Origin of the sequence: Aliidiomarina shirensis (assembly GCF_003987345.1) — a bacterium.
GTDB lineage: Bacteria > Pseudomonadota > Gammaproteobacteria > Enterobacterales > Alteromonadaceae > Aliidiomarina > Aliidiomarina shirensis.
Genome location: NZ_PIPP01000003.1, coordinates 392,110 through 417,624, shown reverse-complemented (window position 1 = coordinate 417,624; position 25,515 = coordinate 392,110). Strand labels below are relative to the sequence as shown.

At 47.2% G+C, this 25,515-nt stretch carries 18 protein-coding genes and 1 rRNA gene; 11 read left to right on the top strand and 8 right to left on the bottom strand.

What is annotated here, in order from left to right; translation table 11 throughout:
• Positions 1-3 precede the first annotated feature (3 nt).
• Both rrf and CWE13_RS09200 read left to right on the top strand, forming a co-directional pair.
• Positions 4-119: ribosomal RNA gene (gene rrf / locus CWE13_RS09205) — 5S ribosomal RNA — on the top strand.
• Between the two features lie 158 nt (positions 120-277).
• Positions 278-1,003: a Crp/Fnr family transcriptional regulator gene (locus CWE13_RS09200; protein ID WP_126808011.1), complete on the top strand. Its 726-nt coding sequence runs from the start codon at positions 278-280 to the stop codon at positions 1,001-1,003.
• Between the two features lie 53 nt (positions 1,004-1,056).
• Here CWE13_RS09200 and CWE13_RS09195 read toward each other — a convergent pair whose 3' ends face one another.
• Positions 1,057-2,514 (bottom strand): OmpA family protein, encoded by a 1,458-nt coding sequence (locus CWE13_RS09195; protein ID WP_126807968.1) that lies wholly within the window; start codon positions 2,512-2,514, stop codon positions 1,057-1,059.
• A 35-nt stretch (positions 2,515-2,549) separates the two neighbouring features.
• Complete coding sequence (locus tag CWE13_RS09190) at positions 2,550-4,895, bottom strand: Ig-like domain-containing protein (RefSeq protein WP_126807966.1); 2,346 nt, start codon at positions 4,893-4,895, stop codon at positions 2,550-2,552.
• A gap of 541 nt (positions 4,896-5,436) precedes the next feature.
• Between CWE13_RS09190 and CWE13_RS09185 the strand changes: the two genes are divergently transcribed.
• Complete coding sequence (locus CWE13_RS09185; RefSeq protein ID WP_126807964.1) at positions 5,437-7,179, top strand: DEAD/DEAH box helicase; 1,743 nt, start codon at positions 5,437-5,439, stop codon at positions 7,177-7,179.
• 15 nt (positions 7,180-7,194) lie between these two features.
• Entirely contained in the window at positions 7,195-7,815 is a 621-nt protein-coding gene (locus CWE13_RS09180; RefSeq protein ID WP_126807962.1) for a superoxide dismutase family protein, read from the top strand.
• A gap of 82 nt (positions 7,816-7,897) precedes the next feature.
• Here CWE13_RS09180 and CWE13_RS09175 read toward each other — a convergent pair whose 3' ends face one another.
• From CWE13_RS09175 to hemC, 5 genes are all read right to left on the bottom strand, one after another.
• Positions 7,898-11,476 (bottom strand): translocation/assembly module TamB domain-containing protein, encoded by a 3,579-nt coding sequence (locus CWE13_RS09175; protein WP_157980954.1) that lies wholly within the window; start codon positions 11,474-11,476, stop codon positions 7,898-7,900.
• Positions 11,477-11,490: 14 nt separating this feature from the next.
• On the bottom strand, positions 11,491-13,149 hold the full coding sequence (locus CWE13_RS09170; protein ID WP_198677932.1) for an autotransporter assembly complex protein TamA: 1,659 nt from the start codon (positions 13,147-13,149) through the stop codon (positions 11,491-11,493).
• Positions 13,150-13,266: 117 nt separating this feature from the next.
• Complete coding sequence (locus tag CWE13_RS09165; protein WP_126807957.1) at positions 13,267-14,433, bottom strand: heme biosynthesis HemY N-terminal domain-containing protein; 1,167 nt, start codon at positions 14,431-14,433, stop codon at positions 13,267-13,269.
• A gap of 6 nt (positions 14,434-14,439) precedes the next feature.
• Positions 14,440-16,404, bottom strand: coding sequence for a uroporphyrinogen-III C-methyltransferase (locus tag CWE13_RS09160; RefSeq protein WP_126807955.1), 1,965 nt, complete (start codon positions 16,402-16,404; stop codon positions 14,440-14,442).
• 3 nt (positions 16,405-16,407) lie between these two features.
• On the bottom strand, positions 16,408-17,343 hold the full coding sequence (gene hemC / locus CWE13_RS09155; RefSeq protein ID WP_198677939.1) for a hydroxymethylbilane synthase: 936 nt from the start codon (positions 17,341-17,343) through the stop codon (positions 16,408-16,410).
• 117 nt (positions 17,344-17,460) lie between these two features.
• Between hemC and lptM the strand changes: the two genes are divergently transcribed.
• The 7 genes from lptM (at position 17,461) to uvrD (ending at position 24,545) form a co-directional block, all read left to right on the top strand.
• Positions 17,461-17,643: an LPS translocon maturation chaperone LptM gene (gene lptM / locus CWE13_RS12755; RefSeq protein WP_126807951.1), complete on the top strand. Its 183-nt coding sequence runs from the start codon at positions 17,461-17,463 to the stop codon at positions 17,641-17,643.
• A 44-nt stretch (positions 17,644-17,687) separates the two neighbouring features.
• Positions 17,688-18,965: a diaminopimelate decarboxylase gene (lysA, locus tag CWE13_RS09145; RefSeq protein ID WP_126807949.1), complete on the top strand. Its 1,278-nt coding sequence runs from the start codon at positions 17,688-17,690 to the stop codon at positions 18,963-18,965.
• Positions 18,966-19,056: 91 nt separating this feature from the next.
• Entirely contained in the window at positions 19,057-19,881 is an 825-nt protein-coding gene (dapF, locus tag CWE13_RS09140; RefSeq protein WP_126808009.1) for a diaminopimelate epimerase, read from the top strand.
• A complete protein-coding gene (locus CWE13_RS09135) occupies positions 19,878-20,585 on the top strand; it encodes a DUF484 family protein (RefSeq protein WP_126807947.1) in 708 nt (235 codons plus the stop codon). Before dapF ends, CWE13_RS09135 begins: the two co-directional genes overlap by 4 nt.
• Entirely contained in the window at positions 20,585-21,475 is an 891-nt protein-coding gene (gene xerC, locus CWE13_RS09130) for a tyrosine recombinase XerC (RefSeq protein WP_126807945.1), read from the top strand. Before CWE13_RS09135 ends, xerC begins: the two co-directional genes overlap by 1 nt.
• Positions 21,476-21,532: 57 nt before the next feature.
• On the top strand, positions 21,533-22,237 hold the full coding sequence (locus tag CWE13_RS09125; RefSeq protein ID WP_126807943.1) for an HAD-IA family hydrolase: 705 nt from the start codon (positions 21,533-21,535) through the stop codon (positions 22,235-22,237).
• A gap of 139 nt (positions 22,238-22,376) precedes the next feature.
• Positions 22,377-24,545, top strand: coding sequence for a DNA helicase II (gene uvrD, locus CWE13_RS09120; protein WP_126807941.1), 2,169 nt, complete (start codon positions 22,377-22,379; stop codon positions 24,543-24,545).
• On the opposite strand, the gene rarD is transcribed toward uvrD, so the two are convergent.
• A complete protein-coding gene (rarD, locus tag CWE13_RS09115; protein ID WP_126807939.1) occupies positions 24,532-25,449 on the bottom strand; it encodes an EamA family transporter RarD in 918 nt (305 codons plus the stop codon). The genes uvrD and rarD overlap by 14 nt on opposite strands.
• Between the last annotated feature and the right edge of the window lie 66 nt (positions 25,450-25,515).

Genomic DNA, 25,515 nt, shown 5'->3' with positions numbered 1-25,515 from the left:
TTGTCTGGCGGCCATAGCGACGTGGAACCACCTGAATCCATTCCGAACTCAGAAGTGAAACATGTCAGCGCCGATGGTAGTGTGGGGCCTCCCCATGCGAGAGTAGGACACCGCCAGGCTCCTATTACGACAGAAACCCCAGCCCAAAAGGCTGGGGTTTTTTCGTTTGGTCAGATTTTATTGTTGGAGTGCTACATACAAATACAGTTTATAGGTCTACTATCTAGCTCCCTTTTAAAGCGCTACACAAGGAGCCCTATTGCATTCAATTAAGCAAATGGTAAACGGTGATTACCCTATTTCATCACCAGAACAAAATCATTTACTCGCTTCTCTTCCGGCAGAAATTATCGCCCGATTTACACCCCATCTTCGTTTAGTTAAATTACAGCTAGGCCAATGTCTGTATGAATCTGGCGATGAGCTTAAGCATGTTTTTTTTCCAACTAATTCGGTTATTTCCCTACTTTATATTATGGAAAACGGCGACTCTGCAGAGATGTCCGTTATTGGCAATGACGGGATAATTGGTATTGCTTTGTTCATGGGCGGCGAGAGTATGCCGAATCGTGCGGTGGTTCAAAGTTCCGGCAATGCGTATCAGCTTCCAGGGGGCATATTAAAGCAAGAGTTTCTTAGGCATGGTGATTTTCATGGTGTTCTTTTGCGCTACACGCAATCATTGATGACGCAGATGGCTCAAACGGCTGTGTGTAATCGTCATCATTCAATTGAGCAGCAATTATGTCGCTGGTTATTGTTATCGCTTGATAGAACCCCATCAAACGTCCTCATAATGACCCAAGAGTTAATTGCAAGTATGTTGGGTGTGCGAAGAGAGAGAGTGGCGATAGCTGCAGGTAAACTGCAAAAGCTTGGGATTATTGAATATCATCGCGGTCGTTTAACTATTTTGGCTCGAACAAAATTAGAAAAATTAAGTTGTGAATGCTATCAAGTCGTAAAAACGGAATGTGATCGGCTGCTTCATTATCTACCTTAAAAAAGTGTGCCTGACAATAATTGCCAGACACACAAGAGGGACTTGCTTTAAGTTTATTTCGGATAACTTAGTATGATGTTCACTCGTCGATTTTCTTGTCGACCTGAAGCCGTTATATTGTAGTTATCTCGGCGGCTGGCACCGAAACCTTCTACATGAAGGCGCGACGGTGTAATGTTGAAGTGCGTTACCAAGTAATTTGCAACGCTTTGAGCGCGCTCCTGTGAAACTCGCTGTGCGATTGCAGGGCTGGTATTGTCGGTATGCCCTTCAAGCGTAGCATTGAGATTCGGATTGTTAATCATATACTCAGCAACACTACCCAACTTCTCATGATATTTCGGGTCGATTGTTGCGCCATCAGTGTCAAACTCAAGTTCCATGGCTAGTGTTAAGCGCGCCGGAAGCGGTTCCAAGCCATCAATATCGGTTGCACAATCAATCACTGCATTGATACGACGGTTGGCTTGCTTACCAGCTTCTGTACTATTATCTGCAACCGGACGAGTATCTCCGTAGCCGGTAGCACTAAGACGCTCACTGCTAATGCTATGCTCATTGATTAGGTAATCCAGAACACTCTGTGCACGTTGTTGCGATAAACGAAGATTATCTGCATTCCCACCGACATTATCTGAGTGCCCTTCTATATGAACGTTAGTTTCTGGGTATTTATCTAAGAATGTAGCTAGAACCAAAATACGCTCGCGGTCAACGCGTTGAATATCATTGTTAGCGATCTCAAACTGAACTTCCAACGCGCTACAATACTGCTTAGACGCGGATACAGGCTCAACATGAACTTGTTTCACAACAGGAGCCGGAGTTGCAGAAGAAAGTTCTGAGGTTGCTCTACCACCGAAGCGATACAAAACACTAACGGAATAGAAATCGATATCTCCGTGGTTGCCTACAGCGTCATCCATTCGATACCGTTCAGCTTCTAAGCGCAGTGATATGGTGTCTGTTACGTTATATTCGTAGCCAACGCCAAATTTATAGTCGGTGCTGTTTTTACGAAAACTTGGGGTAAGAATGTTTACCGCACCTGTACCGACAAAGTTAACGGATGACTTACTATTATGAGCGCCTACTCGAGCAAATAACGATGAACGTTCGGTGATTGGCATTAAACCAACAACATCAAGATTCCAGCCATTAAATCCTAGCTCTCCAGCGGCAGTGCCAACAGGATTTGTATCTGCTGTATAATTAAACTTACCAAGATCGAAGTAACCACCTTCAAGGGCTATATAGCGATTAAATTGATAACCCCCAAAAAGTTTGAAGCCAAAGTCCTTATTATCGGACCGGAATTCAGTTGTTTCGTAGCCTGAGTTCATCAAATCGGCAACAATCTTATCTCTAGCGATAGTTGCTCGCGCGTTACCACCTCCGGCACCTAAGTACCAGCCGGTTTGTTCTTCCGCCGCAGCAGGAATAGCCATACCTATTAGAGTAAACGCACCAATTGCTGTAGCAATCGACTGTGTAATTTTATTCGTTTTCATATTAAACCTCTCTGCAACCTTGTTAGTTTGGGCTATCACTCTGCTGGTACATTAACCACGGTATTTACCATAGTCACAGAAGCACCTAGAGATAATGCCCGACCATCTAAGGTCACTATATTGACGTTTCCAGAGGTGGATATGCTGACGCCTTCTTGCGCAATAATGGTGCCTTTCATCGTTCCGCCACCAGCGGCATTAATTGTGGCTGCACTGCCTACTTGCCAGAAAATATTTTTCGCTTGAGCACCGTTTACCAGAATAACGCTTTGTGGGAAATCAGCGCCTGGCCCGCCAACCGTTAAGGTAGTAGCCATTTGAAACACCCAAACTGCATTTTGGTTGCCTTGCGCATCTAGTGTTAAATCACCGCCTTGAATACTAAAAGCACCACTTTGTGCGGTATAAATACCAGGGGCGAGTGTAAGGTTGCCTAGATTTTCATTACCCGGGTTTTGGCCGCCGGGCATATTGGCAGGTGTAAGTGATAGATAAGCGGCTTCTGCATCAAGGCGTGCCTGAATAGCAATCGCTTCAGTTACTGCAGTGCCATCTTGCGGGCATGCAACGGTAGGTGGCGGCGGCGCAGTGTAGATTTTACCGTTAACCTTACCTTCATTTAACGTGGTGATGGTGTACTCACAGCCAGGTTCAGAAACGAAACCCGTTATTAAAGTAGATGCTGCGATTGTGCCTAAATCACCATTGATAACCGTTAACAGGCCTTGGTTTGTTATTCCAGAGATACCGCCAAAGCTACCAAAAGGCTCCACGGTACGAAGATTTGCCGGTTCTAAACAACTCTCTGTTGGTGGCTCAGTAGTGAAAATCCAAACGTAGTCTTCAACCATCTCATTGCCAGGAATCATTAGATCTTTCACACCATTTGCTCCACTTTTGATGGTAGCCCGGTATGTTATATTTTCTGCAAGCTGGTTCTGTGGAGTGAAGGTTGCAATGGTACCGGTGTCTAAATCGAGTTGGATTGAATCGGCGACAATTGTATTTGCTGGGTCAGCGTCCTCAAAAATTATAAATGTGGAATGGTTAACTGTATTTGGATCAAGCCGAGTACCAGAAGGAATCTCAAATGTTGCATTAATACTCGCGCTTGGACAAACCGCGATCATTCCGTTATACATCGGCTCTGTTGATTGCACGGAGATATTATCAGCAGGTATTGGCGCTACTGTGGTAAATGCCCAGATATAATCGCTGGCGTTTGTTGCTGGTGCTTGGTTTCCAGCAAGTAGATTGCCGGCCACATCAGTAACCGTCTGTTCGATCGTTGCTGTGTAGGTAACGTCTTCTTCTAAGTTGTCCTCAGGCGAAAACACTGCACTGCGCGAGGCGACAACGTAATTCACAGTACCTACAGGTGATATACAAGGCTCTTCACAGGTGACCGTAAAGCTATTTTCATTAATCGTAGTAGCTAGCATATCTTCGCTAAATACTGCTGTAATACCCGTATTCACAGGCACTTCATCGGTAGGACCAGGATTCGTGGTGGTAGGCACGGTGATAGTAACGCGGGGGCGCGTAGTATCGACTGTTGTGCCGGTAACAAACTGCCAAGTGTAGTCACTTTCAGTATCAGCCGAACCTTGATTACCCGCTAATTGATTGCCTGCAAGATCAGTTACGGAGCTTGTAATTGTTGCAGTATACGTGGCTTCAAACTCTAAATTTTCATCCGCCGTGAAGGTGGCGCTGTGCGTAGAGGAATCGTAGGACACAGTTCCTATTGGTGATACGCAAGGTGCCGCACAGGTAACTGTAAAATTACTACTAGTAATTGTTGACGCTAACATGTCTTCGTTAAAGACAGCGGAAACAGTAGTATTTACAGGAACGTTTGAAGCTGGCTCTGGCGATGCTGTTAGAGGCTTTGTAGAGGTGACTTGCGGACGAGTGGTATCAAGCGCTTCAGCAGTTGTAAACTGCCATTCAAAAGGCTGAGCAAGTGATAAATTAGTACGAACACTGGTGGCACTAGTGATCGTTGCAGTATATAAGGTGAGCTCATCTAGCTCTGTAGGATTTGCTACCGTATATGTTGCCACGGTATTTGCTGCGTTCATTGCAACGGTTCCGGTTGGTGAGCTGCATGGACTTGAACAAACTAATATGAAGTTCGCTGCTGTAATTGGATCCACTGCCTCACTGAACTGTGCGGTTATCACGGTACTATTTACTGCCACATCGGTTGAGTTATTTGCGGGAGCCACAACTGTTACCGTTGGAGGTAGCGCTACATTGTCATCAATACCGAGGATCGAATCACGACCATCGTCACCACAAGCAGCTAGAAATGTGCATGCTACTGCCAACATTAGCCATTTGTGAGCTCTGGAAAAGTTAGATAATTTAGGGTGCATTTGATAATTCCTCTCGGTATAGTTGCGAAGTTCAATCCGGCGGCCACATATAAAAGGCCCGTCAGGCGCCACTATTTACCTATTTCCGAGAAGCGTCTGCGCGTTATCGCGCATATAGCTAATTATTATTCATCAAGTGCGTAATCTTGACTAATAGCTACTAACAAACAAACAACAATACTTTTCTAGAAATCCTGTTATACTGCGCGCCTGTTTAGTTAGAGCTAAACAGTTTGATTGACAGTGGTCCCCTATCTTGCAGGCTTTAAACGCCTGACAACACTAAAAACGATATGGCTTAAAAGCTATATCCGTTCACATGAGAACAGGGTCTAAGGGGCAGTTGTCGGTTGCGTTATCTTCAAAGATAACGCCAATGCCCAGCCTTGGTCTGCCATCGCAATATTGCAGAAGCTTGTATAGCGCAAGCAACAACGCAAGCAAACATGTTGATGTACATGAGTGTGCGATCTGTTTACCGAGTCTGATTATTTAAAATGTTTCCGCCAATTTAGCGCGGAGCTTTGATAGTGGGACAAATATGTCTGAATTTAATACTTTTTCTGCTTTGGAATTACCAGAGCCAATCTTACGTGCAATTTCTGAGTTAGGTTTTGATACCCCTACTCCTATCCAGCAGCAGGCTATTCCTGGATTGTTGGCTAAGAAAAATGTACTTGGTGAAGCGCAAACCGGTACCGGTAAAACGGCCGCATTTGGTTTGCCTGCCTTAGCGAATATCGATACTCGTGTTCGTGGTGCTCAACTTTTAGTAGTTGCCCCTACTCGTGAATTAGCGATTCAGGTTGCTGAATCAATCGAAGCGATGGGTAAATACATGAAGGGTTTGAACGTAGCTACCATTTATGGTGGTTCTTCGTACGGCCCGCAAATTAAATCACTTCGCGGTGGTGCCCAAATCGTTGTGGGTACACCTGGACGCTTGATGGATCATCTTCGTAAAGGCAGCTTAGATCTAAGCGCTTTGAAAATGGCCGTGCTTGATGAAGCTGATGAGATGCTTAACATGGGCTTCGTTGAAGACATTGAGTGGATCATGGAACAGGTTCCAGATACAGCTCAACGTGCTTTGTTTTCAGCAACCATGCCTCCGCAAATTCGTAAAATTGCGAACAAGTTCTTAACTGATCCGGTACATGTAAAAATTGAATCTACGCAAGCAACGAAAGCAAACATTGCTCAGAAAGCTTGGAAAGTTCAAGGCATGACGAAAGATGCGGCGCTTGAGCGTTTGCTTGAATCAATCGATTATCAGTTAGTGCTCGTTTTCGTTCGTACTCGTAACGATACGTTAACCGTATCTGCTGGTTTACGTGAACAAGGCTTTAAAGCCGCTGGCTTGAACGGCGATATGAGCCAAGAACAACGTGAATCAACGGTTAGCCAGTTGAAATCTGGTAAAATTCGTATACTTGTTGGTACCGATGTTGTTGCTCGTGGCTTAGATGTACCCGGTGTTACGCACGTTATTAACTACGATTTACCGCAAGATGCTGAATCTTACGTTCACCGCATTGGCCGTACCGGCCGTGCTGGCCGCTCAGGTGAATCGATTTCATTTGCGCGCCCACGTGAAATGCATTTATTGAAGCGCTACGAGCGTGCAACGAATGGTACGATTGAGATGATTAACGTGCCACAAGGCCGTGAGTTATCTAAGTTACGTATTGAACAAGCGCAAGCTAAAATTTTAGCCCGCGCTCAAGAGCCAGCAATGAAAGCTATGGCTTCATTGGTTGAGCAAATGACTGCGGCAACAGAAATGTCGGTTGAAGAAATGGCGGCAGCGCTTCTATATGAATATCAATTAACGCGTCCACTTATCGTGAAAGATGAGCCGAAGCCGAAGTTTGATCGCAAAGAACGCAGTGTAGGTGCTGATCGTGGCCGTAACGACCGCAGTGATCGTGGTGACCGCAATGCTCGTGGCAAACGCCCAGAGCGAGCTGGTGAGCGCAGTGACCGTGGTGGTGCCGAGCGCCGTGAGCGCAAGCCACGCCGTGATGCGAACATTGAGTTCGATACGTACCGTTTGTCGGTAGGTACTGAACATGGTGCGCGCCCGGGTGATGTGGTTGGCGCTATTGCAAATGAAGCGGATATGGATAGCCGTTACATTGGTGAAATTCAACTTTTCGCAACACACACTACTGTGCAGTTGCCAAAAGGAATGCCGCCAGCGATTTTGCAAAAGTTAAAGAAAGCGCGAATTCGCCAACAGCCTATGGCTATTAGCCCAGTTCATGGTAAGGTTATCTCCTAACAAAGGAGGTACGGCATGAAATTTAAAACAATGCTAACTGCCGCTTCTGCGGCAGTTTTTTTATCTGCGTGCGGCGGCGAAACAAATGTAGCACCCGAAAGTGCGCCGGAAGAGGCAGTAGCTGATGTCAGTGAACAGCAAGTTGCTGCAGGCCATGGAGAATCGGCTATGGCAGATGGTTTTGTTGCTGAATTGCGTGGAACTGAAGGTAATGAAGACGTTTACGGCTCGGTAACGTTCACCTACGACGATGATGGTGTAATGGTTATGGCCCACGTTGAAGGTTTACCTGCAAACAGTACTCACGGCTTCCACGTACACGAATTCGGTGATTGCAGTGCGCCAGATGCAACATCAGCGGGCGGCCATTTTAACCCGCATAATCGTGATCACGGCGCGCCAGATAGTGATGAACGCCATGTAGGTGATTTAGGGAATTTAGATTCTGATGCGTCCGGTATGGCACATCTAGAGCATGTAGATCACAAGCTGGAGCTAGAGGGTGAAAACCGCATTCTAGGGAAAGCAGTAGTTATCCATGCTCAGGCTGATGATTTATCTTCACAGCCCACTGGTGATGCAGGCGCTCGTATTGCTTGCGGTGTGATTGATGCGGTAAATAGCAGCGATTATTAATACGCAAATCTATGATGAATAAAAAAGGCTGATTTCGTTGTGCAACGGAATCAGCCTTTTTATTGCCTGTTCGTTATTCACATTAACGTTCGATACTATAAAAGATATCAGCACCACTGTGCTCACCACTGGTTTGTGTTTCAAAATGCAGGTGGTCGGTTAAGCGATAGCGAATAAAAAATGTATTCACAGGCTCAATTAAGCCGATACCATATTTAACGTAGAGCCGTGACGACAAGTGCTTTCCGATAAATAGAGATGTGTTTTCTAAATTATCACCGGTTGAATCGAGCATTACTTCGTCTACACCTAGCGCTTGCCCGAGCTGCTCCCCGATAAAGTTTCCACCTTGCATGCCTAGAGCGAGCGTAGCTTGTGCAAATACATTCGCCTCGCCAGAATCAGCACCGGGGGCGCGGCCCAAAATTAAATACGAGAGAATAGCACTATCTTGCATAGCGGGCGTGGAGAAGAAGGTTAAATTCGGCTCTCTTAACGAACCGCCAATGCGCGCACCTACACTTACATTTTCACTTTCAACGGAACGAGAAACGCGTAGATCGAGGCCTGGATTATCAATGGCGCCACCCGTAAAGGTGAAGTTACCGCGATCGATATCGAGTGGCTGCCCGAAAATTTCGTAGCGGCCCGTGGCGACGTTTATCGTGCCTACGGCTGATGTAGGTTGCCCCGGCTGCTCACGCACGCGCAATCTGCCTTCTAGGCGGCCATCGAAGCCAAACGCTTCAACCCGAACGTTGTTGCCAAGAATTACTTGTATATCTGCATCAATCGGCAAACTCTCTTCTTCGAAGCTAAACACGGTTTCTTCGCCCCGAACAATAACGGTATCGCGCGATGAACTATCGATCGTTTCAATATCTGGCGGGGTAATTAAAGCGCTTGGCACTGTCAGTTCCCCGCGTGCACGCAAACCCTCAGCTGAATAGCTGAGATCAAGATTAGGGCTGATGCTCACCTGTAGCTCTCGAGTTTGCATCGCCTGAAAATTCTCGCCACGAATTTGTACATCGGCTTGTTGTTCAGTGAAAAAATAGCGGCCATCGATATTAATCGAGCCTTGCCCTGATCGTGCCTGCGCACTGAGGCTGAAAGGCTCACCAACTTCACCGGGAGCATCGAGCCGAACATTCAGATTGGTTACTCGAATACCTGCTGCTGGAACCTCACCGCCGGCCTCAAGAACTTCCAGATAGCCCGTAATGATAGGCCCGGAAAGTCTTCCTCCGATGCCTAACTCACCGTTTATTCGGCCTTCAACAGCTTGTAACTGAGGTACCAGAACCGAAACGATAGCTAAATTTTCCAACTGTACATTCACGTTACCGGCAACATCGCCGAAATTAAGGGCATCGTTAATAACCAGCTCGCCTTTAACACCACCTTCTAAATCACGGGCTCGCAAATCCAAGTATGCGGTTAATTGATCTTGATTCCCTTGCACGCGAAGTAGCTCACTGGCGCTCACTCGAAATTCGAGATCTTGTTGGGGCAATCCGATGGTTGAATCGGAAATATTCACAACACTATCTATTTCCAACTCGTTTTCTTCAATGAGAACCATAATATTTGCGTTCACGGAGCCTGTGATATCTAACTCATCTTCCATGAACTGCTGGATAATCGGTTGCATTAACGATAGCTGTAAACTATCCACTCGGGCTTCAATATTTCCCTTTTGGGTTGCTAAACTCCAATCAGCTTCTAAACAGAAGCCCGCATTACGTGTTTCGTTATTAATGCAGAACTGATCAACCTCAATAAGCGTTTGGCTAAAAGTGGCTTGCGCAGTATTTTCTAAACGCCAATTTTCAAATTGCTCACTGGCAAAGTTGAACGCTTCAATTTGCCCTTGCCACTGCATAGCCTGCCATTCGCCGGTAAATTCTAAAGCAACGTCTGTTTCAAACGCGTTGCCTTGCAGCGCGATACTATGTGTATTGGTTTGCTGAGTGAGATCTAAGTTTAAGTTATTAATAAGCGTTTGCTCATTTTGAGCAACATTACTTACTTTTACCGTGCCGGTAGGTAGATTTTTTAAAGACCAATCAGCGATTACATTAGCGGAAATTTCGGCGATAGAGTAGTTATCATAAACGAGTTTCTCGCCCTGAATATCCAGTGTCGCCGTGGTGTTAGCAAGGTTGGCGTGAATGTCGCCAGCAAGCTGCTGCTCACCCCATTCTGCCAGTAATTGCTGAATCGTAACGTCCTCACCAACCCAACGTAAATTGCCTGAAACGGCAATAGGCTCACCTTGCAACTCACCTTCTAGGCTCGCTAAATTTACGGTGATATCCGTGTTATCAGCGGCGTTTTCCGCCGCCCAGCTACCAGAGCTTGTGAGTGTTATATTTATCAACCCTGGCCATTGTGGGTTGAAACGATCAAGTACCAGGTTATTAATATCAAAGGCTACATCCCACTGAATCTCATCAACCCAGCTCAAGCTCCCCGTTAAAGCCAAAGAGCTCTCATTCGATTGCGCTTGCAAGCTAAAATTATGCAGCTCGGTAGGTGTTCCATGTAAATCGAGAGTGATATCGGCATCAACGTAATCCTGAAAACGAAGGAGCCCACCCATACTCATTTGAATATCGGTGTCATCCATATTTTCAGCAGGAATAATCGTTGCTTCGCCGGTCCAATCGAGCATCAATCCTAACTTCTCTGCGCGCACAAACAGCGAATCGAGGCTAAATGTTTCATTGGCAAATGCTGCTTCGGAATTGGCCACAAAAATACCATGATCTTTGTGTTTCCCTTCAACTCGAAACTCGCCTGCTACCGTTGAAAGTGTACCTGAGCCTTGAATGCTCGCGTTCAACCAGTCGATATCAGGAATGAGCCCATCAGAGGTGCTTTGCAACACCCGAATAAGGCCATTCCACGCGAGATCTTCAGTGAGCGGCTGCGTTACTTCAACATCAATTTCGGCACTTACAAAGCCACTTATTTGCTGAGTAAGTTGTACTGCCTCGGTATTGCCGCTTAGGCTTCCCACTGCGGTGGTAAAACCGTACTCGGGAAGTTCAAACCTAACTAATGTATTTAGGTTTAACGGATAATTCCCAACTGGCGTAAAGGTACCGTGCAACTGAGTGTGGAAATCAGGCGTGGTGAGGCTGAAGCTATGCAGATGAATCGTATCGCCACGAGTTCGTCCGCGCATCTGCACGCGTTCTATGTATTGTTTTTGCGCACCTTGTTGAAAAGAAATATCAGTGAGCAATACCTGATCTAGGCGAATAGATATTGGTAGCTGAATATCGGGCAAATCAATAGGAAACAACGGCTCATTGGATTCAACGGGTGCTTGGCTTTCAGGCATTTGCATGCGAGCACCATTGATTTCGATTTCGCGGGCGTGTAGTTGCCGTTTTAATAATTGCCACGGCCGCCAGCGCAACTGCAAATAATCTATTTCAATATTAATATCACCATCACGATAACGTAATTCCGTGATTTCGAAATCGCGTAGTATGGCGCCCTGCCAACTATCGTATTCAAGCGTACCCGGTAGTGATTTTTCAGCAACATAGAGGCTTAATTTGCCACCGGTATGAGTAGTTAATAGCAGCGTAACTGCGGTGAGAAAAATAATCACCAAAGCTAATAAACTATAAAGCGTTCGTTTCATCCAGCGCCAGAACATCATAAATCAGGCCCTATGGTTAGATGTAGCCGAATGGCATCGCCCGGATCAGAGAATGCGTGCGCTAAATCGATGCGTACCGGGCCTATGGGGCTTTGCCACCGAAGGCCAAAGCCTGCACCCGTTTTCATAGGCTCCGCAATATCATCAAAAGCATTGCCACTATCGACAAATACTGCGAAACGCCAATTCGTGCGGAATTCATAATCCACTTCTAAGCTGCCGGTCAGTAAATGCCGAGCGCCGGTTACTTCATCCATATCATTTCGTGGCCCAACCGAGCGATATGAATACCCTCGAATGCTGGTATCACCACCGGCATAAAAGCGCAATGATGTAGGGATTTTATCGAAATCACTACTCATTGACGTACCGGCTTCGCCCCGGCTTAAAAAGCGCCAGCGCTCAGACATTCGGTGGATAATCTTCGCGGATAAAGTAGCTTGGGCAAAATCGGCATCGGAAAAAACACGTTCAGCTGCACCTCTTACGGTGAGCGCTAGCCGAAATCCATCATCTACATTTAGACGGTTCTCGGTGTGTACCCGTGTCCATTGCGCACTCGGCAAAAGGAACGAACTATCGCGGCGTTCACCATCAAGCCTATCGCGCTCATTCAGCCAATCAACGGCTAAAATACGCTGAGTTCGGTTCAACTGGGTTTGCCAACTTACCCCCAAGGAAACACGCTCGGATTCGGTATTGCCAGTATCTTCGTCGGTCCAAAGGCCGCGCACCGCGTACTGGTCAGTTTGCGGGCGTCGACCAGGAATAATGTAACTCCCGGCCACACTGGAAAGCGCTTCTGATAGCTGAATCTGCGAATTAAAACGATGCCCGCGGCTATTCACCCAGCGGCGGTTTAAATCAAAACGCAATCGCGCTCCGGTATCGGTTCCGTAACCTATACCGGTTTGATAGTTGGTTCGTAGAATAGGCTCATAATCGATTTCTACGGGCACGCGGTATTCATCATCCGCTTCTTGCCATAGTGGCTGAACCTCTACACGATTAAAATAATCACTATCAGATAGCCCAAGCTGAAGTTCTAAAAGCGCGTTACTGCTAATGTAATCACCGCTATCGAAATCAACAAAGCGTTCCATTACATCATTATCCAGATGCCCTTCGGTAAAGGTTACTTTGCCAAAGCGGTAGCGCGGGCCCGAATCAAGTTCAATAACAATACTTGCCGTGTAGCTTTCTAAGTCGATTCGCAATTCTTGCTTGGCAAAGCGAGCTTCATAATAACCTCGTTCCGCTGCGAGTGAGCGAAGCCGTGATTTAGCGCGTTCATAATCGGCATGTAAAAGCTGTGCGTTTGGCCTTATATTTAAACGATTAATTAAATTTGGAAACGTTGAATCATTGGCGCCAGCGCCGGTAACTTGAATATCAACATCGGCAATAGTTATCGCTGGCCCTAATGTAATGCGATAATTTGCTTGCCATACGCCGTCACGAAGCTCTAGCGAACTATCCAGTTCCATTTGATAGAAACCGTAGGGGGTAACAGCAGCTCGAATATCACGGTAGGCCATTTCATGCAGATAACGTAAGCGGCTGGCACCGGGGGCAGTTTGTTGATGATATGCGTAAATACTCAGGCGATTGCGCACATTGCTTGCTGCGCGCCCAGAAACGCCTTCAATGCTCACATTTACGCGTGCTTGGGCGGTTTCATTTGCCAAAGCTTGAGGTGTAATAAGTATGAAACTTATTATTGTGGCTATAACCAGACAACTTAACCGGTATAAACTCATCTCGCTCTTTCGTTACCCTTGTTTGAAATTTGCTGCTTGCCGGAAGGCTTGTAAAGCGGCTTCTTTCTGGTGGTTTGCGAACAACGCTTCACCAAGAATACGATAAGCTTGGCGATCTGGCCGGATAGTGATCGCTTTTTCGGCAGCGCGCTCAGCAAGTAAAGCGTCGCCTTCCTGAATGGCAACAATTGCCAGTAGCAGCAACCAATTCGGGTGCTGCGGATGTGCTTTCACTTGTTTCTCTATCTCATCGCGCATGGCGGCGGTTTCTCGCCAATCACGGGCATCGTATTGCAATAAATCACTAGCGGTGAGTACTTGGTAGTGAATACCGCGTGCCGCAACTTTCGCGGCAAGGGCACCAAACCCACGTTGTGTGAGTGTATCTAAATAAGCTAACCGTACTGGCGTGCTGCGGCGCATTTTCTTCGGCAAATCGCGCCATGCATCATTTAGTTTATTGCTATCGGTGCCGGCAGCATGAAAGTACGCGCGATAGCTGGCGCGGGTGTATTCAGCAAGACGGGCTCCAGGCAAAATTTCGCGGTCATGTAATGCCGGTAAAAGCTCGCGAAGCGATTGTAGATGTTGGTGCTTATACAGAGCATTAGCGGTTGCTCGGAGTACGTTATTCTGCTTTGGATGTGCCTGCAATAAAGCTTGCGAAAGCTGAAGTGCTTGCTTTGCATCAGTTGTTGTTTCTAGCGTTGCAAGCTGCACGGAAAGTGCATCAGTAGCCTGATTCTGCGCTAAATTCAGTAGCCGTTGCTGTTCTTTGTTATTGTTCAAAGATTGCCATGCTGCTGCCGCGAGAAGATACCCCTGCTGAGGCCGTTTTAGGCCAGGCGCTGCACTCTCTGCAGCGCTAGCGGCAACTTTGTAGTTCTTGTTTAACCATTCAGTTAATGCAGTTTCAAACTGCTGCTGCGCTTTTTGCTCGCGGCGTTTCAAAAACCAATTAGCTGTAAGTTTGCGGCCGGAAAATAGTTTCCGAATAAGGGCTTCACATAACCAAACAACCAGCAAGGTAAGTACTAATAATATCGCGGCAACAACAAGGCTCATCTCAATGCTGTAATTACCAATGAGTAGAATCAGCGAACCTGAACTGCCCGACCATAGCGGCCCCAGAATCAAGCCAGCGGCAATAATAAGTATAATAAACAGGGCTTTAATCACTCAGTATCATCCTCCATTGCCAGAATTACGAATACTATCAACGCGATCTCGCAGCATAGCGTGAGAAAGTAAACCGGTTGGGTAGTCTGGCTCGATAGGTAAATCACGCAGTGCGTTAAGCTCCGCTCTTAGCTGCATAACATCGCGATGTTCGACATCGAAAAACTCATCAATATGATGCAGTGCCTCATCGATAGTATTACGATAATAATCACCATGATGATTCAGAGCAGCTTGCTGAGCTATTTGCAGTTGCAACTCAATGCGGCTAACAATCAGAGCGCGTTGATCGTTATCTAAGCGCATGGGGACGCCATCGTGGCGCTGAACTTTTACCAAATCACTGCTAAACGATTCCCAAGCTCGTGCTAGGTTCTCACGCCAATTGCTTACATCCGTACTAATATCCTGCTCTTCATCGGTAGTCGTGAGGGTAAACCCCGGTGCCAGAGGTAGGCTGCGAACGGCCGGCTGCATTCTTTGCAAGCGCAGGCCGATTTCTTGCGTGTTTACCTCTGGTAATTCTTCGATCATCTGAATATCGCTTTGTAACTGCCGAATTACTTGTTGATACGCATCTGGATTTGTTTCTGCGAGTAATGATTCAGCTTGGCCTAGAAGGGTTAAGGCCGCGTTGCGATTGTATTCAAAATTTAACCGTTGAATTGCGGCGCTAACTAAGTCGAACGCCTCTAAAAGATGCCAATGCGAAGATTGCCGAGCATTGCTGGCGCGCAGTTCTTCATTTACCCGAGTGATTTGCCGTGCATTTTGGTCGGTGGCTGTTTGCAAACTAGCCATAGAGTCTTGGCGCAAATTATCAATGCGCTGTAATCCGCGTTCTCGGGCTTGTCGTTCATTAGCGAACTGCTCATCGAGTTGTTGCTGAATATCTTCGCGCATTGCTGCAAGCTCTTGCTGCACATCACTTGAACGTTGAGCCGGTTCTTCTTGCTCAGCTAATTGTAAACGTTCTTGAATTGAGGTGAGCTGGCTTGTTGTTTGGTTTGCTAAAACCTGTTGTTGTTGCCATAACCAATAGCCGCCAGCAGCGAGTACAAGAACGCATAACAAAAGAATAAAAATAAGGAAACTAGCAAACCAGTTTCGTTTGTTACTGGCTTTTGGGTTTGCTGTAGAGCGCACGCTTTTACTGCTACCGGTGGTGCTAGTGGCAGGGGCGGTTGTTTTTTCTTCGCTGTTACTTGCGGTCATAGCTTGCGATTCCCTGATTAACTGTAAAGTATGCGTAAGCGCTGCGGGTGTAGCATTTTTGGCGCCATGGATATGCTCTTTTGGCACGTCAAATTGTAGAAGTTGATTCGCTACGCGGCCATCCGGCACAACCCACTGTACACGCTGCGTCCATAGTTTGGTGGCCGCAGATATGTTTTCGAAAAACAAACGTAGTTGCTCTACGCTCGATACCATAATGTATTCGACGTTATCTCGCCATAGAGGTTCCGCCTTAGGTAGGTCCTCGAGATTCGGTTGACGCTCATAAACTTCTGCAATGGTAACGGCTGCACCACGCTCACTTAATGTTTCAGGTAACAGCGAGCGGCCATTCTTCCCGGTGATAAGCAACCATTTTTGCGCGGCTAAATCTTGAAGTTCTGGTAATGCTAACAAATGCTCACTGGTATATCCCGCGGCCGGATAAGTGATAGGCTTTTGGCAAAATGGCATCAGCACTTCACAGGTACCGGAGCCTACCGTGTAGTAATTAACCGCCTCTGGCCACGATTGTTCGCCTAACTGTTTTGCAAAAATACGGGCGGCGTTAGGGCTAATAACCACCACACCATGCCAGTGTGTAGAACACCAATCGTCTATTGATTGTGCATCAACAGCAAGCGGGGCAATTTTAATTACCGCTTGTTGATAAACCGGGTAGCCCAAATCGCGCAAAGCCAACTCTAGCGGATCGCTATGTTGGTCGGGGCGAATTAACAAAATTCCCGGGCGCATGGGCTAACCCTCTGAGTCAGCGTAAACGGCCGCGAGTATTTCGCCTGCACCGGCGGCTAAAAGTTTCTCGGCTAATTGAATACCGAGTGCTTCTGCATTTCTCATATCACCCTCTACCGTATCGCGAATAATACGTGAGCCATCAATGGCCCCCACTAAGCCCCGCAAATGCAGTATTTCGCCATTTAATTCAGCATAAGCCCCGATAGGTACTTGGCAACCTCCTTCTAAACGCCGGTTCATGGCTCGCTCGGCGTTTACACAGGCGCGGGTTTCCGTATCTTCAAGTGGCGCGAGCAACGCTTTTACGCGCTCATCATCGCTTCGGCACTCAATACCCAAAGCCCCTTGACCGTTTGCGGGTAGCGACGTTTCTGGCTCAAGACAAGCAGTAATGCGCGCATGAAGTTCTAAGCGCTTTAAACCAGAAGCCGCGAGAATAATGGCATCGAACTCCCCTTCATCAAGCTTGCGCAAACGGGTTTGAACATTCCCGCGTAAATCTTTGATTACTAAATCCGGAAATTGCTCTGCTACTTGGCAGCGGCGGCGTAGGCTGCACGTACCCACTATCGAGCCTGCTGGCATGTCGGCTAAGCTGCTGTAGTTGTTCGATACAAAGGCATCACGTGGATCTTCACGCTGGCAAATAGTGGCAAGCTCTAAACCTTCAGGGAAATCTACCGGCACATCCTTCATTGAGTGCACGGCTATATCGGCGCGGCCTTCTAACATGGCTACTTCAAGCTCTTTTACGAAAAGCCCTTTGCCGCCGATTTTCGCGAGGGGGGTATCAAGGATCACATCGCCGCGGGTGCTCATGGGTAGCAATTTCACGGTGAGACCAGTATGCAATGTCTCTAGGCGCGCTTTAATGTGCTCAGCTTGCCACAGGGCGAGGGCGCTTTTTCGTGTAGCGATGGTTAGCGTTTGCGTAATACTCATTAATTATCCAATTTTACCAGTTAGATCTGGCGTGCATTGCTTCTGACGGGTGACAAAAGCGCACGCGAATGCGATTATAAAGCTCTTTCTAGCTTTAGTGTAACGTGACTCATGAAAAAACGCACGAGAACGAACCTACAGATACTGGCAAGCGTAGTTTTCAGCTTAGTTTTGTTGACAGGGTGCGGGCAAAAAGGCCCGTTATTCATTCCTGAGCCTGAACAGCAAACCCAGCCGGAATCAGCACCCCCTGCTCCAGAGGAGCAGCCGGCAGATAATCAGGTAAACATCTAGGCAACTGGGTGAGCAACAAGAATTTTTCGTAGAACAGGTAGTCCATGTCGATAATAAAAGAAGTAAAGGGTGTACTCCACCTTGAAGAAGTTGCTTTACCAGCTGTTGCGGAGAAATTTGCAACACCTTGTTATGTGTATTCGCGGGCCGCAATCACAGCGAACTGGCAAGCGTTTAGTGAACAACTATTCAATGAGAATTCCGAAGCGCCGCATAAGGTGTGTTTCGCGGTTAAGGCGAACAGTAACTTAGCCGTGTTGCAAGTGTTGGCCGAACTTGGCGCTGGTTTTGACGTGGTTTCCGGTGGTGAAATTGCGCGCGTGCTGCGTGCCGGTGGTGAGCCTGCAAATATTGTATTCTCGGGTGTTGCCAAATCCGATGCAGAAATTCGCTATGCACTTACTCAGGATATTGGCCAATTCAACGTAGAATCGGATGCTGAATTAGAGCGGATAAGCGAGATTGCTTCAGCTATGAATACCACGGCGCGGATATCGTTGCGCGTGAACCCGGATGTTGATGCAAAAACGCATCCGTATATAGCGACAGGTTTGGAAGATAATAAATTTGGTATCCCAATGCAGAATGCGTTGACTACGTATCAACGAGCAGCCGTATTGCCGGGTATCGAAATAGTAGGCGCCGATTGCCACATTGGTTCGCAACTTACCGAGTTAGAACCGTTTTTAGCGGCTCTGGAGCGAATGTTAGCCTTGGTCGATACCTTGGAAGAGAATGGTATTACGCTTCGACATATCGATATGGGCGGCGGTTTGGGGGTTACTTACACCGATGAACAGCCACCGCAGGTCGCCGAATATATTCAGGCTATGTTGAAGCGCCTGCAAGATTATCCACATTTGGCACTTTATTTAGAGCCAGGCCGCGCAATTGTAGCAAATGCTGGCGTGTTGCTTACTCGTGTTGAATATCTAAAATTTAACGGCCATAAGCATTTTATTATGGTGGATGCCGGTATGAACGATTTGCTTCGGCCGGCGCTTTATCAGGCGCACCACAATATTGTAAATGTGGAAACTAACTCGTCGACCGCGGCTATCACCGGTGATGTTGTGGGGCCTGTATGCGAAACAGGTGATTTCCTTGGGCAGAATCGAACACTGAAGGTTCGTTCTGGAGATTTACTCGCGGTTAAAAGTGCTGGCGCCTATGGTTTTACGATGAGCTCAAATTACAACACTCGGCCTAAACCAGCGGAAGTTATGATCGATGGCGCCCAAATGCACTTGGTACGTGCACGGGAAACATTGGAAGATGTATGGCGCGGAGAAACACTGATTCCATCTACGTCGTTAAAATAATCTCGTTTAGAATATGCGAGTACGAACGCTACTAAGATGTGATAAGTTTTAATTAGGTAATAGCAACAGCGAGTAATCAAGGACAAGCATGCTGATTCATTTTTCGAAAATGCACGGATTAGGCAATGATTTTGTAGTGCTTGATAGTGTTACACAGAATATTTTTCTGAACCGCGAGCAGATCGCACGATTAGCGGATCGGCACTGTGGTGTGGGCTTTGATCAGTTGCTTATTGTTGAACCGCCTTACGATCCCGAGGTGGATTTCCATTATCGTATTTTCAATGCTGATGGCAGTGAAGTAGAGCAATGTGGAAACGGAGCGCGTTGCTTTGGGCGTTTTGTGCGTATGAAAGGCCTAACCAATAAAGAAGAGATTAGTGTCAGTACGAAAAAAGGTGTTATTCGTATTCGCCTCGAAGCTGATGGCATGGTGAGTGTGGATATGGGTAAGCCGGTATTGGAGCCCAGCCAGATACCGTTTCGAGCGAATAAAGCGGAAACGACTTATATTTTGCGAGCCAATGAACAAACCTTTCTGGTGGGCGCGGTAAGCATGGGCAACCCGCACTGCGTGATGTTGGTTGACGATGTGGATACAGCAACAGTGGCGGAAACCGGTGGGTTACTTACGAAATATGAACGTTTCCCAGAAGGTGCAAATGTTGGCTTTATGCAGATCACCAGTGGAAATAGTGCGCGCTTGCGTGTGTTTGAGCGCGGCGTAGGTGAAACTCAAGCTTGTGGTACGGGCGCTTGTGCCGCTGCGGTGTGGGGAATATTACAAGATAAATTAACGTCGCCGGTGGCTATTACGCTTTCTGGCGGCACCTTAGACATTACATGGGAACAAGGGAGCTCGCTGTGGATGCGAGGGCCAGCAGAGCATGTATACGATGGGCAAATTGCGTTATGAAGAAAGAAGATTTATTAGCTGAAGATGCTGCCGTTGCGCAACTAGATGCCGAACTTGTTGTGGATTATTTAGAAGGGAATCCCAAGTTTTTTGAGCAACACCCGAGGGTATTGCAGCGGCTTAACTTAAAGCACGAGCAGCAAGGTTCCGTTTCGTTGATCGAGCGGCAGCAGAAAGTTTTGCGCGATAAAGTAGCGAGTTTGGAAGATGAGATCACGACCTTAATGAGCCGTGCACAACACAACGAGCAACTGTTTCGTAAGTACAGTGAAATGTATCAAAAGTTGTTGCAAGCCCACGATTTTGATGCGGCGGTTCATGCTCTTGAGCAAGGATTTTGCGAGCACATGGGCCTTTCGGCGCTGAATCTTAAGTTTAGTGATAATTCGTTGCCAATTGCTGATAAATTCCAATTCCACGCAGATACGCACAAACAATTGCTCTCGCGCCGCTTTAATGAGAATTCCGTTTACTTAGGGCGAATCACCAAAGAAGAGCACAAGTTACTGTTCGCAGATGAGGCCAACATTCAATCGGTTGCTCTGGTGCAACTCGGCGAACAGGGCGAGCTGGGGTTATTAATTGTGGGTAGCCAAGATCCGTTGCATTTTGATCCGTCGATGGATTTTTTACTGCTTTCTCAGCTGCAAAGTTTGTTGGGTTATTTGCTACCGGCACTATTGAAAGTGCAAGGCAAAAAATAATGTTAGCCAACGACGTTCGCCGCTTCATCGAATATTTAAGCGACGTTCGTGGTTACGCTGCGCACAGTGTTGCAAGTTATCAGCGGCAACTAACGCAAGTACTAAAAGCGCTTACAAAAGCTGAAGTAACTACTTGGCAGCAAGTGGATGTGGCAGCGGTAGAAAACTTAGTTATGCAGTGGCGGCGCGAAGGTGCAGGCTCCAGTACTCTGCATCAACGCCTAGCGGCGCTACGAACCTTTTTTGATTACTTAGTAAGCCGAGGCGAGCTTGAGGCGAATCCTGCAAAAGTAGTGAAGGCACCTAAAGCACCGAAACGCCTACCGAAGAACCTCGATATTGATAGTATTTTACAGTTGCTTGAATTCCCCGCCGAAGAACCATTAGCGTTGCGTGATAGAGCGATGTTTGAGTTGCTATATAGCAGCGGCTTGCGGTTGGCTGAGCTGGTGTCGCTGGATGTTGCGGATATTCAACCTGATCGCGAACTTAGGGTTACTGGTAAAGGCAGTAAAACCCGTATTGTGCCTTATGGAAAAGAGGCGGCGCACTGGCTCACCGAGTGGTTAAAAGAGCGCCGTTCTTGGCCGGGAAGTGATCAAGCCGCCTTATTTTTAAGTAAACAACAGCGGCGTTTAACGCCGCGTTCTGTGCAATTACGTTTGAAGAAATGGGGCGTGGAACAAGGCTTATTTGATAATCTACACCCGCATAAGTTACGACACAGTTTTGCTACGCACATGCTCGAAGCGAGTAGTGATTTGCGGGCGGTACAAGAAATGTTGGGGCACGCAAATTTGAGCACCACACAGATTTATACTCACCTTGATTTTCAGCGCCTGGCCGATGTTTACGATGCAGCACATCCACGCGCCAAGCGCACGCGTTAGCGCTTCATTACAACCGTTTGGTTGAGCAGATAATTTTACAATAATGAGGCATATCAAATGTGGCAGTTTTACCAACGCCTTCGGCCGTTCACGGCTATAAGTTTTGATCTCGACGATACTTTGTATGATAACAAGCCAGTAATGATTGCTGCCGAGCAGCATGTAGCTAATTTTGTTGCGCAACAATGCCCAGAAACAGCTGAACTTGATGTGCATGGTTGGCGTGCTTTGCGCGATAGAATGGCAAGTAGCAATAGTGAACTTGCCAGCAACATGACCGCTTTGCGGTTAGCGACATTGGAACATGGTTTAACGCAATATCGGGTTAAGCATCCGAGAAAATTTGCCGAAGCAGCAATGGCTGAATTCTTGATTGCGCGCAATCAGGTCAATATTGCGCCTGAGGTGCATGCACTGTTGGCAGCGCTCGCGGAACGGTATCCGCTAGTAGCCGTTAGCAATGGGAATGCGGATGTTCACCGCATTGGTTTGGGTGAATACTTCCAAGCGGCGTATCAACCCGGTAACGGAATGCGCGGCAAACCGTTTAATGATTTGTTTGCTGCTGCGAGCAAAGGCCTTGCACTAAAACAGCCAGAGCAGATGCTGCATATTGGTGATCATCCGATAAGCGATATCCAAGGAGCGTTACGCTTTGGCGCGCAGGCTTTGTGGTACGTGCCAAATAAGCCGATAGCGGAGGCAACGTGGTTGCCTCACGCGCGAATTGGGAAGCTTACCGCCCTGTATGATTTGCTCTGAGATTGCGCTTGGCGAAGGCGTATATTTGTTTGCTCACGAGCCCTATTATTTGCTGAGCGCGGGTTGATAATGGCGCATTGCCTACTGGTTTTATATACAGTAATATAATGAGTTGATTGTAATGGGTAGGGGTTTGGCGATGGATGTTTCATATCTTTTAGACGGCTTGAATGATCGCCAACGAGAAGCGGTAAGTGCAACAGAGCAAGATATGCTTGTGCTGGCAGGTGCTGGCAGCGGTAAAACGCGGGTATTAGTGCACCGGATTGCTTGGCTTATCGAAGTAATGAATTATTCGCCGTTATCAATTCTGGCCGTAACCTTTACCAATAAAGCGGCCGCTGAAATGCGTGGACGTGTTGAAAAGCTGATGGGGCGCGATGTTCAGCGCATGTGGATTGGCACCTTTCATGGCTTAGCGCATCGTTTGTTACGTGCGCACTATCAAGATGCAGGGCTACCTCAGAATTTTCAAATCCTTGATTCTGATGATCAACAACGCCTTCTTAAGCGCACCATTAAAGCGCTTAACCTCGATGAAAAACAATGGCCTGCTAAGCAAGCGGGTTGGTATATCAACGCCAAAAAAGATGATGGCTTGCGGCCACAGCATATTGATACCTACGATCCTACCGAACAAACTCAAGTACAAATTTATCGTGCCTACCAAGAAGCCTGTGATCGTGCGGGTTTAGTTGATTTTGCCGAGCTGCTCCTGCGAGTGCACGAGTTGCTGCGCGATAACAAGCACGTGCGCGAACATTACCAACGTCGTTTTCGGCATATTTTGGTGGATGAGTTTCAAGATACCAACCAAATACAGTATTCATGGGTGCGTTTGTTAGCGGGCAAAGAAAATCATGTTGCTATTGTTGGTGATGATGACCAATCAATTTACGGCTGGCGCGGTGCTCAAGTAGAGAATTTGCAGCACTTTTTACGCGATTTCCCAAATGCGCAAACCATTCGCTTGGAACAAAATTACCGCTCTACCGCTACTATTTTGAAAGCGGCGAACCAGGTGATTGGCAACAACAGTGATCGTTTAGGCAAAGATCTCTGGACCGACGGCATCGATGGCGAACCGATTTCGTTATATTCGGCGTTCAACGAGCAAGAAGAATCCCGCTACATTGTCAGCCAGATTAAACGTTGGCAAGAACAAGGTGGTGCGCTCAGCGATGTGGCTTTGCTGTATCGGAACAACGCGCAATCACGAGTGCTTGAAGAGGGCTTGCTGTATTCGGGGCTGGCCTATCGAATTTATGGTGGCCTTCGTTTCTTCGATCGCCAAGAAGTTAAAGATGCAGTGGCATATTTGCGTTTACTGAGTAACCGCAACGATGATGCTGCTTTTGAGCGAGTTGTAAACACACCAACGCGCGGTATAGGTGAACGGACACTCGGCCTAGTGCGTGAGCTAGCGCGGGCAAGACAACTCACCATGTGGGATGCGGCACGCGCTATGGTTAGTGAGTCCTTACTTTCAGGGCGAGCCAAGAATGCAATGGCAGCCTTTCTCGATATTATTAACGGCCTGGAAGATAAGTGCGTAGATAAGCCATTATCGATGCAAACCGATTTGGTGTTGAAATCCAGTGGGCTATTGGCCATGTATCAGGCTGAGCAGAGTGATAAAGCAGAAACGCGTGTAGAGAACTTAAAAGAATTAGTGAGTGCAACCGAAACCTTTGTACCTACTGGTGAAGAAGGCATGACACCGTTGGCTGAATTCTTGGCTCACGCAGCCTTAGAAGCGGGCGATGAGCAAGCAGATGCCTATCAAGATGCAGTGCAGCTAATGACGCTACACAGCGCGAAAGGTTTGGAGTTTCCGCTGGTGTTTATGACAGGGCTAGAAGAAGGTACGTTCCCTTCGCAAATGTCGTCCGGCGAACCGGGCCGGCTCGAAGAAGAGCGCCGCCTTTGCTATGTGGGTATGACACGAGCAATGGAAAAGCTCATTATTACTTATGCAGAAAGCCGCCGATTATATGGCCAGGAAAACTTCCATACACCGAGTAGATTTATTTCTGAGATCCCTTCCGAGTTCATCCATGAAGTGCGCGTGCAAACGCGGGTTACGCAGCCGTCTGCCCAGCGCAGCCGCTTTCATACAGGCGCTTCTCATGAAGCCTTTTCGCAAACGGGTTTCCAACTTGGGCAACGTGTGCTGCATCAAGTATTTGGTGAGGGCACAGTGCTTAATTATGAGGGGACGGGCCCACAAAGCCGGATACAAATTAACTTCGACGATGTGGGCAGTAAATGGCTCGTGGTGGCTTACGCTAAGCTCACAGTAATTTAGCTGCGCGGCGCACTTGTTGGTGCGTGCGCACCGCATCGTAGGTATAGATTGCTAAAGCTAGCCATATAATTACAAAAGTAATCAGTTTATCGACGGCCAACGGCTCATTGTAGAGCATCACTGCCAATAAAAACATTAAGCTTGGCGCAATGTACTGAAATAGGCCTAAGGTTGAATAGCGAATGCGCTTCGCTGCCCCAGTGAAGAACAACAGGGGTACGGTAGTAATCACACCCGCTAAAACCAGCAATATGTTCAATTGCCACGTGTTTTCTAGCATATTGCTGGCGCTACTATTGGCGAAAAAGAAGAAATATATCAGCATCATCGGAAGCAGAAGAATCACTTCTAACCAAAGGCCCGTTAGGGAATCAAAGGGAAGCTTTTTGCGGATGGCTCCGTAGGTTGCGAACGATGTTGCCAGTGCTAATGCTACCCAGGGTACTGAGCCAAAGGTAATAATTTGAATTGCTACGCCAACAATCGCTAAGCTTACGGCCAACACTTGTAATCGCCGCAAGCGTTCACTAAAAAATAGCATGCCAATCGCAACATTTAGCAACGGGTTTATGTAATAACCTAAGCTGGCATCAAGAATGTGGTCGTTAGCCACCGCCCAAATAAATAGAAACCAGTTAAAACCAATTAGGCAGGCTGCTAAGCCGAGCTGCAGTAGCAGCTTCGGTGAATCAAAAGCACGAATTACCTGCTGCATGCGGCCAGTACTGACAATCAGGACAAGCATGAACAAAAACGCCCAAATAATTCGATGGGCAAGTACTTCAAATGCCGGAACATGCGCTAGGGTTTTGAAATAAATGGGAGCAAACCCCCAAATCGAGTAGGCGCAAAGTGCGAAGATCACGCCTTGGCGAGCGGTGCGTTGTTCATTACTAGGGTTCACGCAAGTTCCTTACATTAACTTACTTTCTTCGGTGCGGATGCTGAGCGCCTAGTTTAACAAATTACA

Excerpts from the sequence above, each read along its gene's own strand:
- CWE13_RS09190 (WP_126807966.1), bottom strand. The coding sequence starts at position 4,895 with ATGCACCCTAAATTATCTAACTTTTCCAGAGCTCACAAATGGCTAATG.
- CWE13_RS09160 (WP_126807955.1), bottom strand. The coding sequence starts at position 16,404 with ATGCGCCCGGGAATTTTGTTAATTCGCCCCGACCAACATAGCGATCCG.
- CWE13_RS09125 (WP_126807943.1), top strand. The coding sequence starts at position 21,533 with ATGTGGCAGTTTTACCAACGCCTTCGGCCGTTCACGGCTATAAGTTTT.
- lptM (WP_126807951.1), top strand. The coding sequence starts at position 17,461 with ATGAAAAAACGCACGAGAACGAACCTACAGATACTGGCAAGCGTAGTT.
- CWE13_RS09180 (WP_126807962.1), top strand. The coding sequence starts at position 7,195 with ATGAAATTTAAAACAATGCTAACTGCCGCTTCTGCGGCAGTTTTTTTA.
- lysA (WP_126807949.1), top strand. The coding sequence starts at position 17,688 with ATGTCGATAATAAAAGAAGTAAAGGGTGTACTCCACCTTGAAGAAGTT.
- CWE13_RS09200 (WP_126808011.1), top strand. The coding sequence starts at position 278 with ATGGTAAACGGTGATTACCCTATTTCATCACCAGAACAAAATCATTTA.
- CWE13_RS09135 (WP_126807947.1), top strand. The coding sequence starts at position 19,878 with ATGAAGAAAGAAGATTTATTAGCTGAAGATGCTGCCGTTGCGCAACTA.
- CWE13_RS09195 (WP_126807968.1), bottom strand. The coding sequence starts at position 2,514 with ATGAAAACGAATAAAATTACACAGTCGATTGCTACAGCAATTGGTGCG.
- uvrD (WP_126807941.1), top strand. The coding sequence starts at position 22,377 with ATGGATGTTTCATATCTTTTAGACGGCTTGAATGATCGCCAACGAGAA.
- CWE13_RS09175 (WP_157980954.1), bottom strand. The coding sequence starts at position 11,476 with ATGAAACGAACGCTTTATAGTTTATTAGCTTTGGTGATTATTTTTCTC.
- CWE13_RS09185 (WP_126807964.1), top strand. The coding sequence starts at position 5,437 with ATGTCTGAATTTAATACTTTTTCTGCTTTGGAATTACCAGAGCCAATC.
- xerC (WP_126807945.1), top strand. The coding sequence starts at position 20,585 with ATGTTAGCCAACGACGTTCGCCGCTTCATCGAATATTTAAGCGACGTT.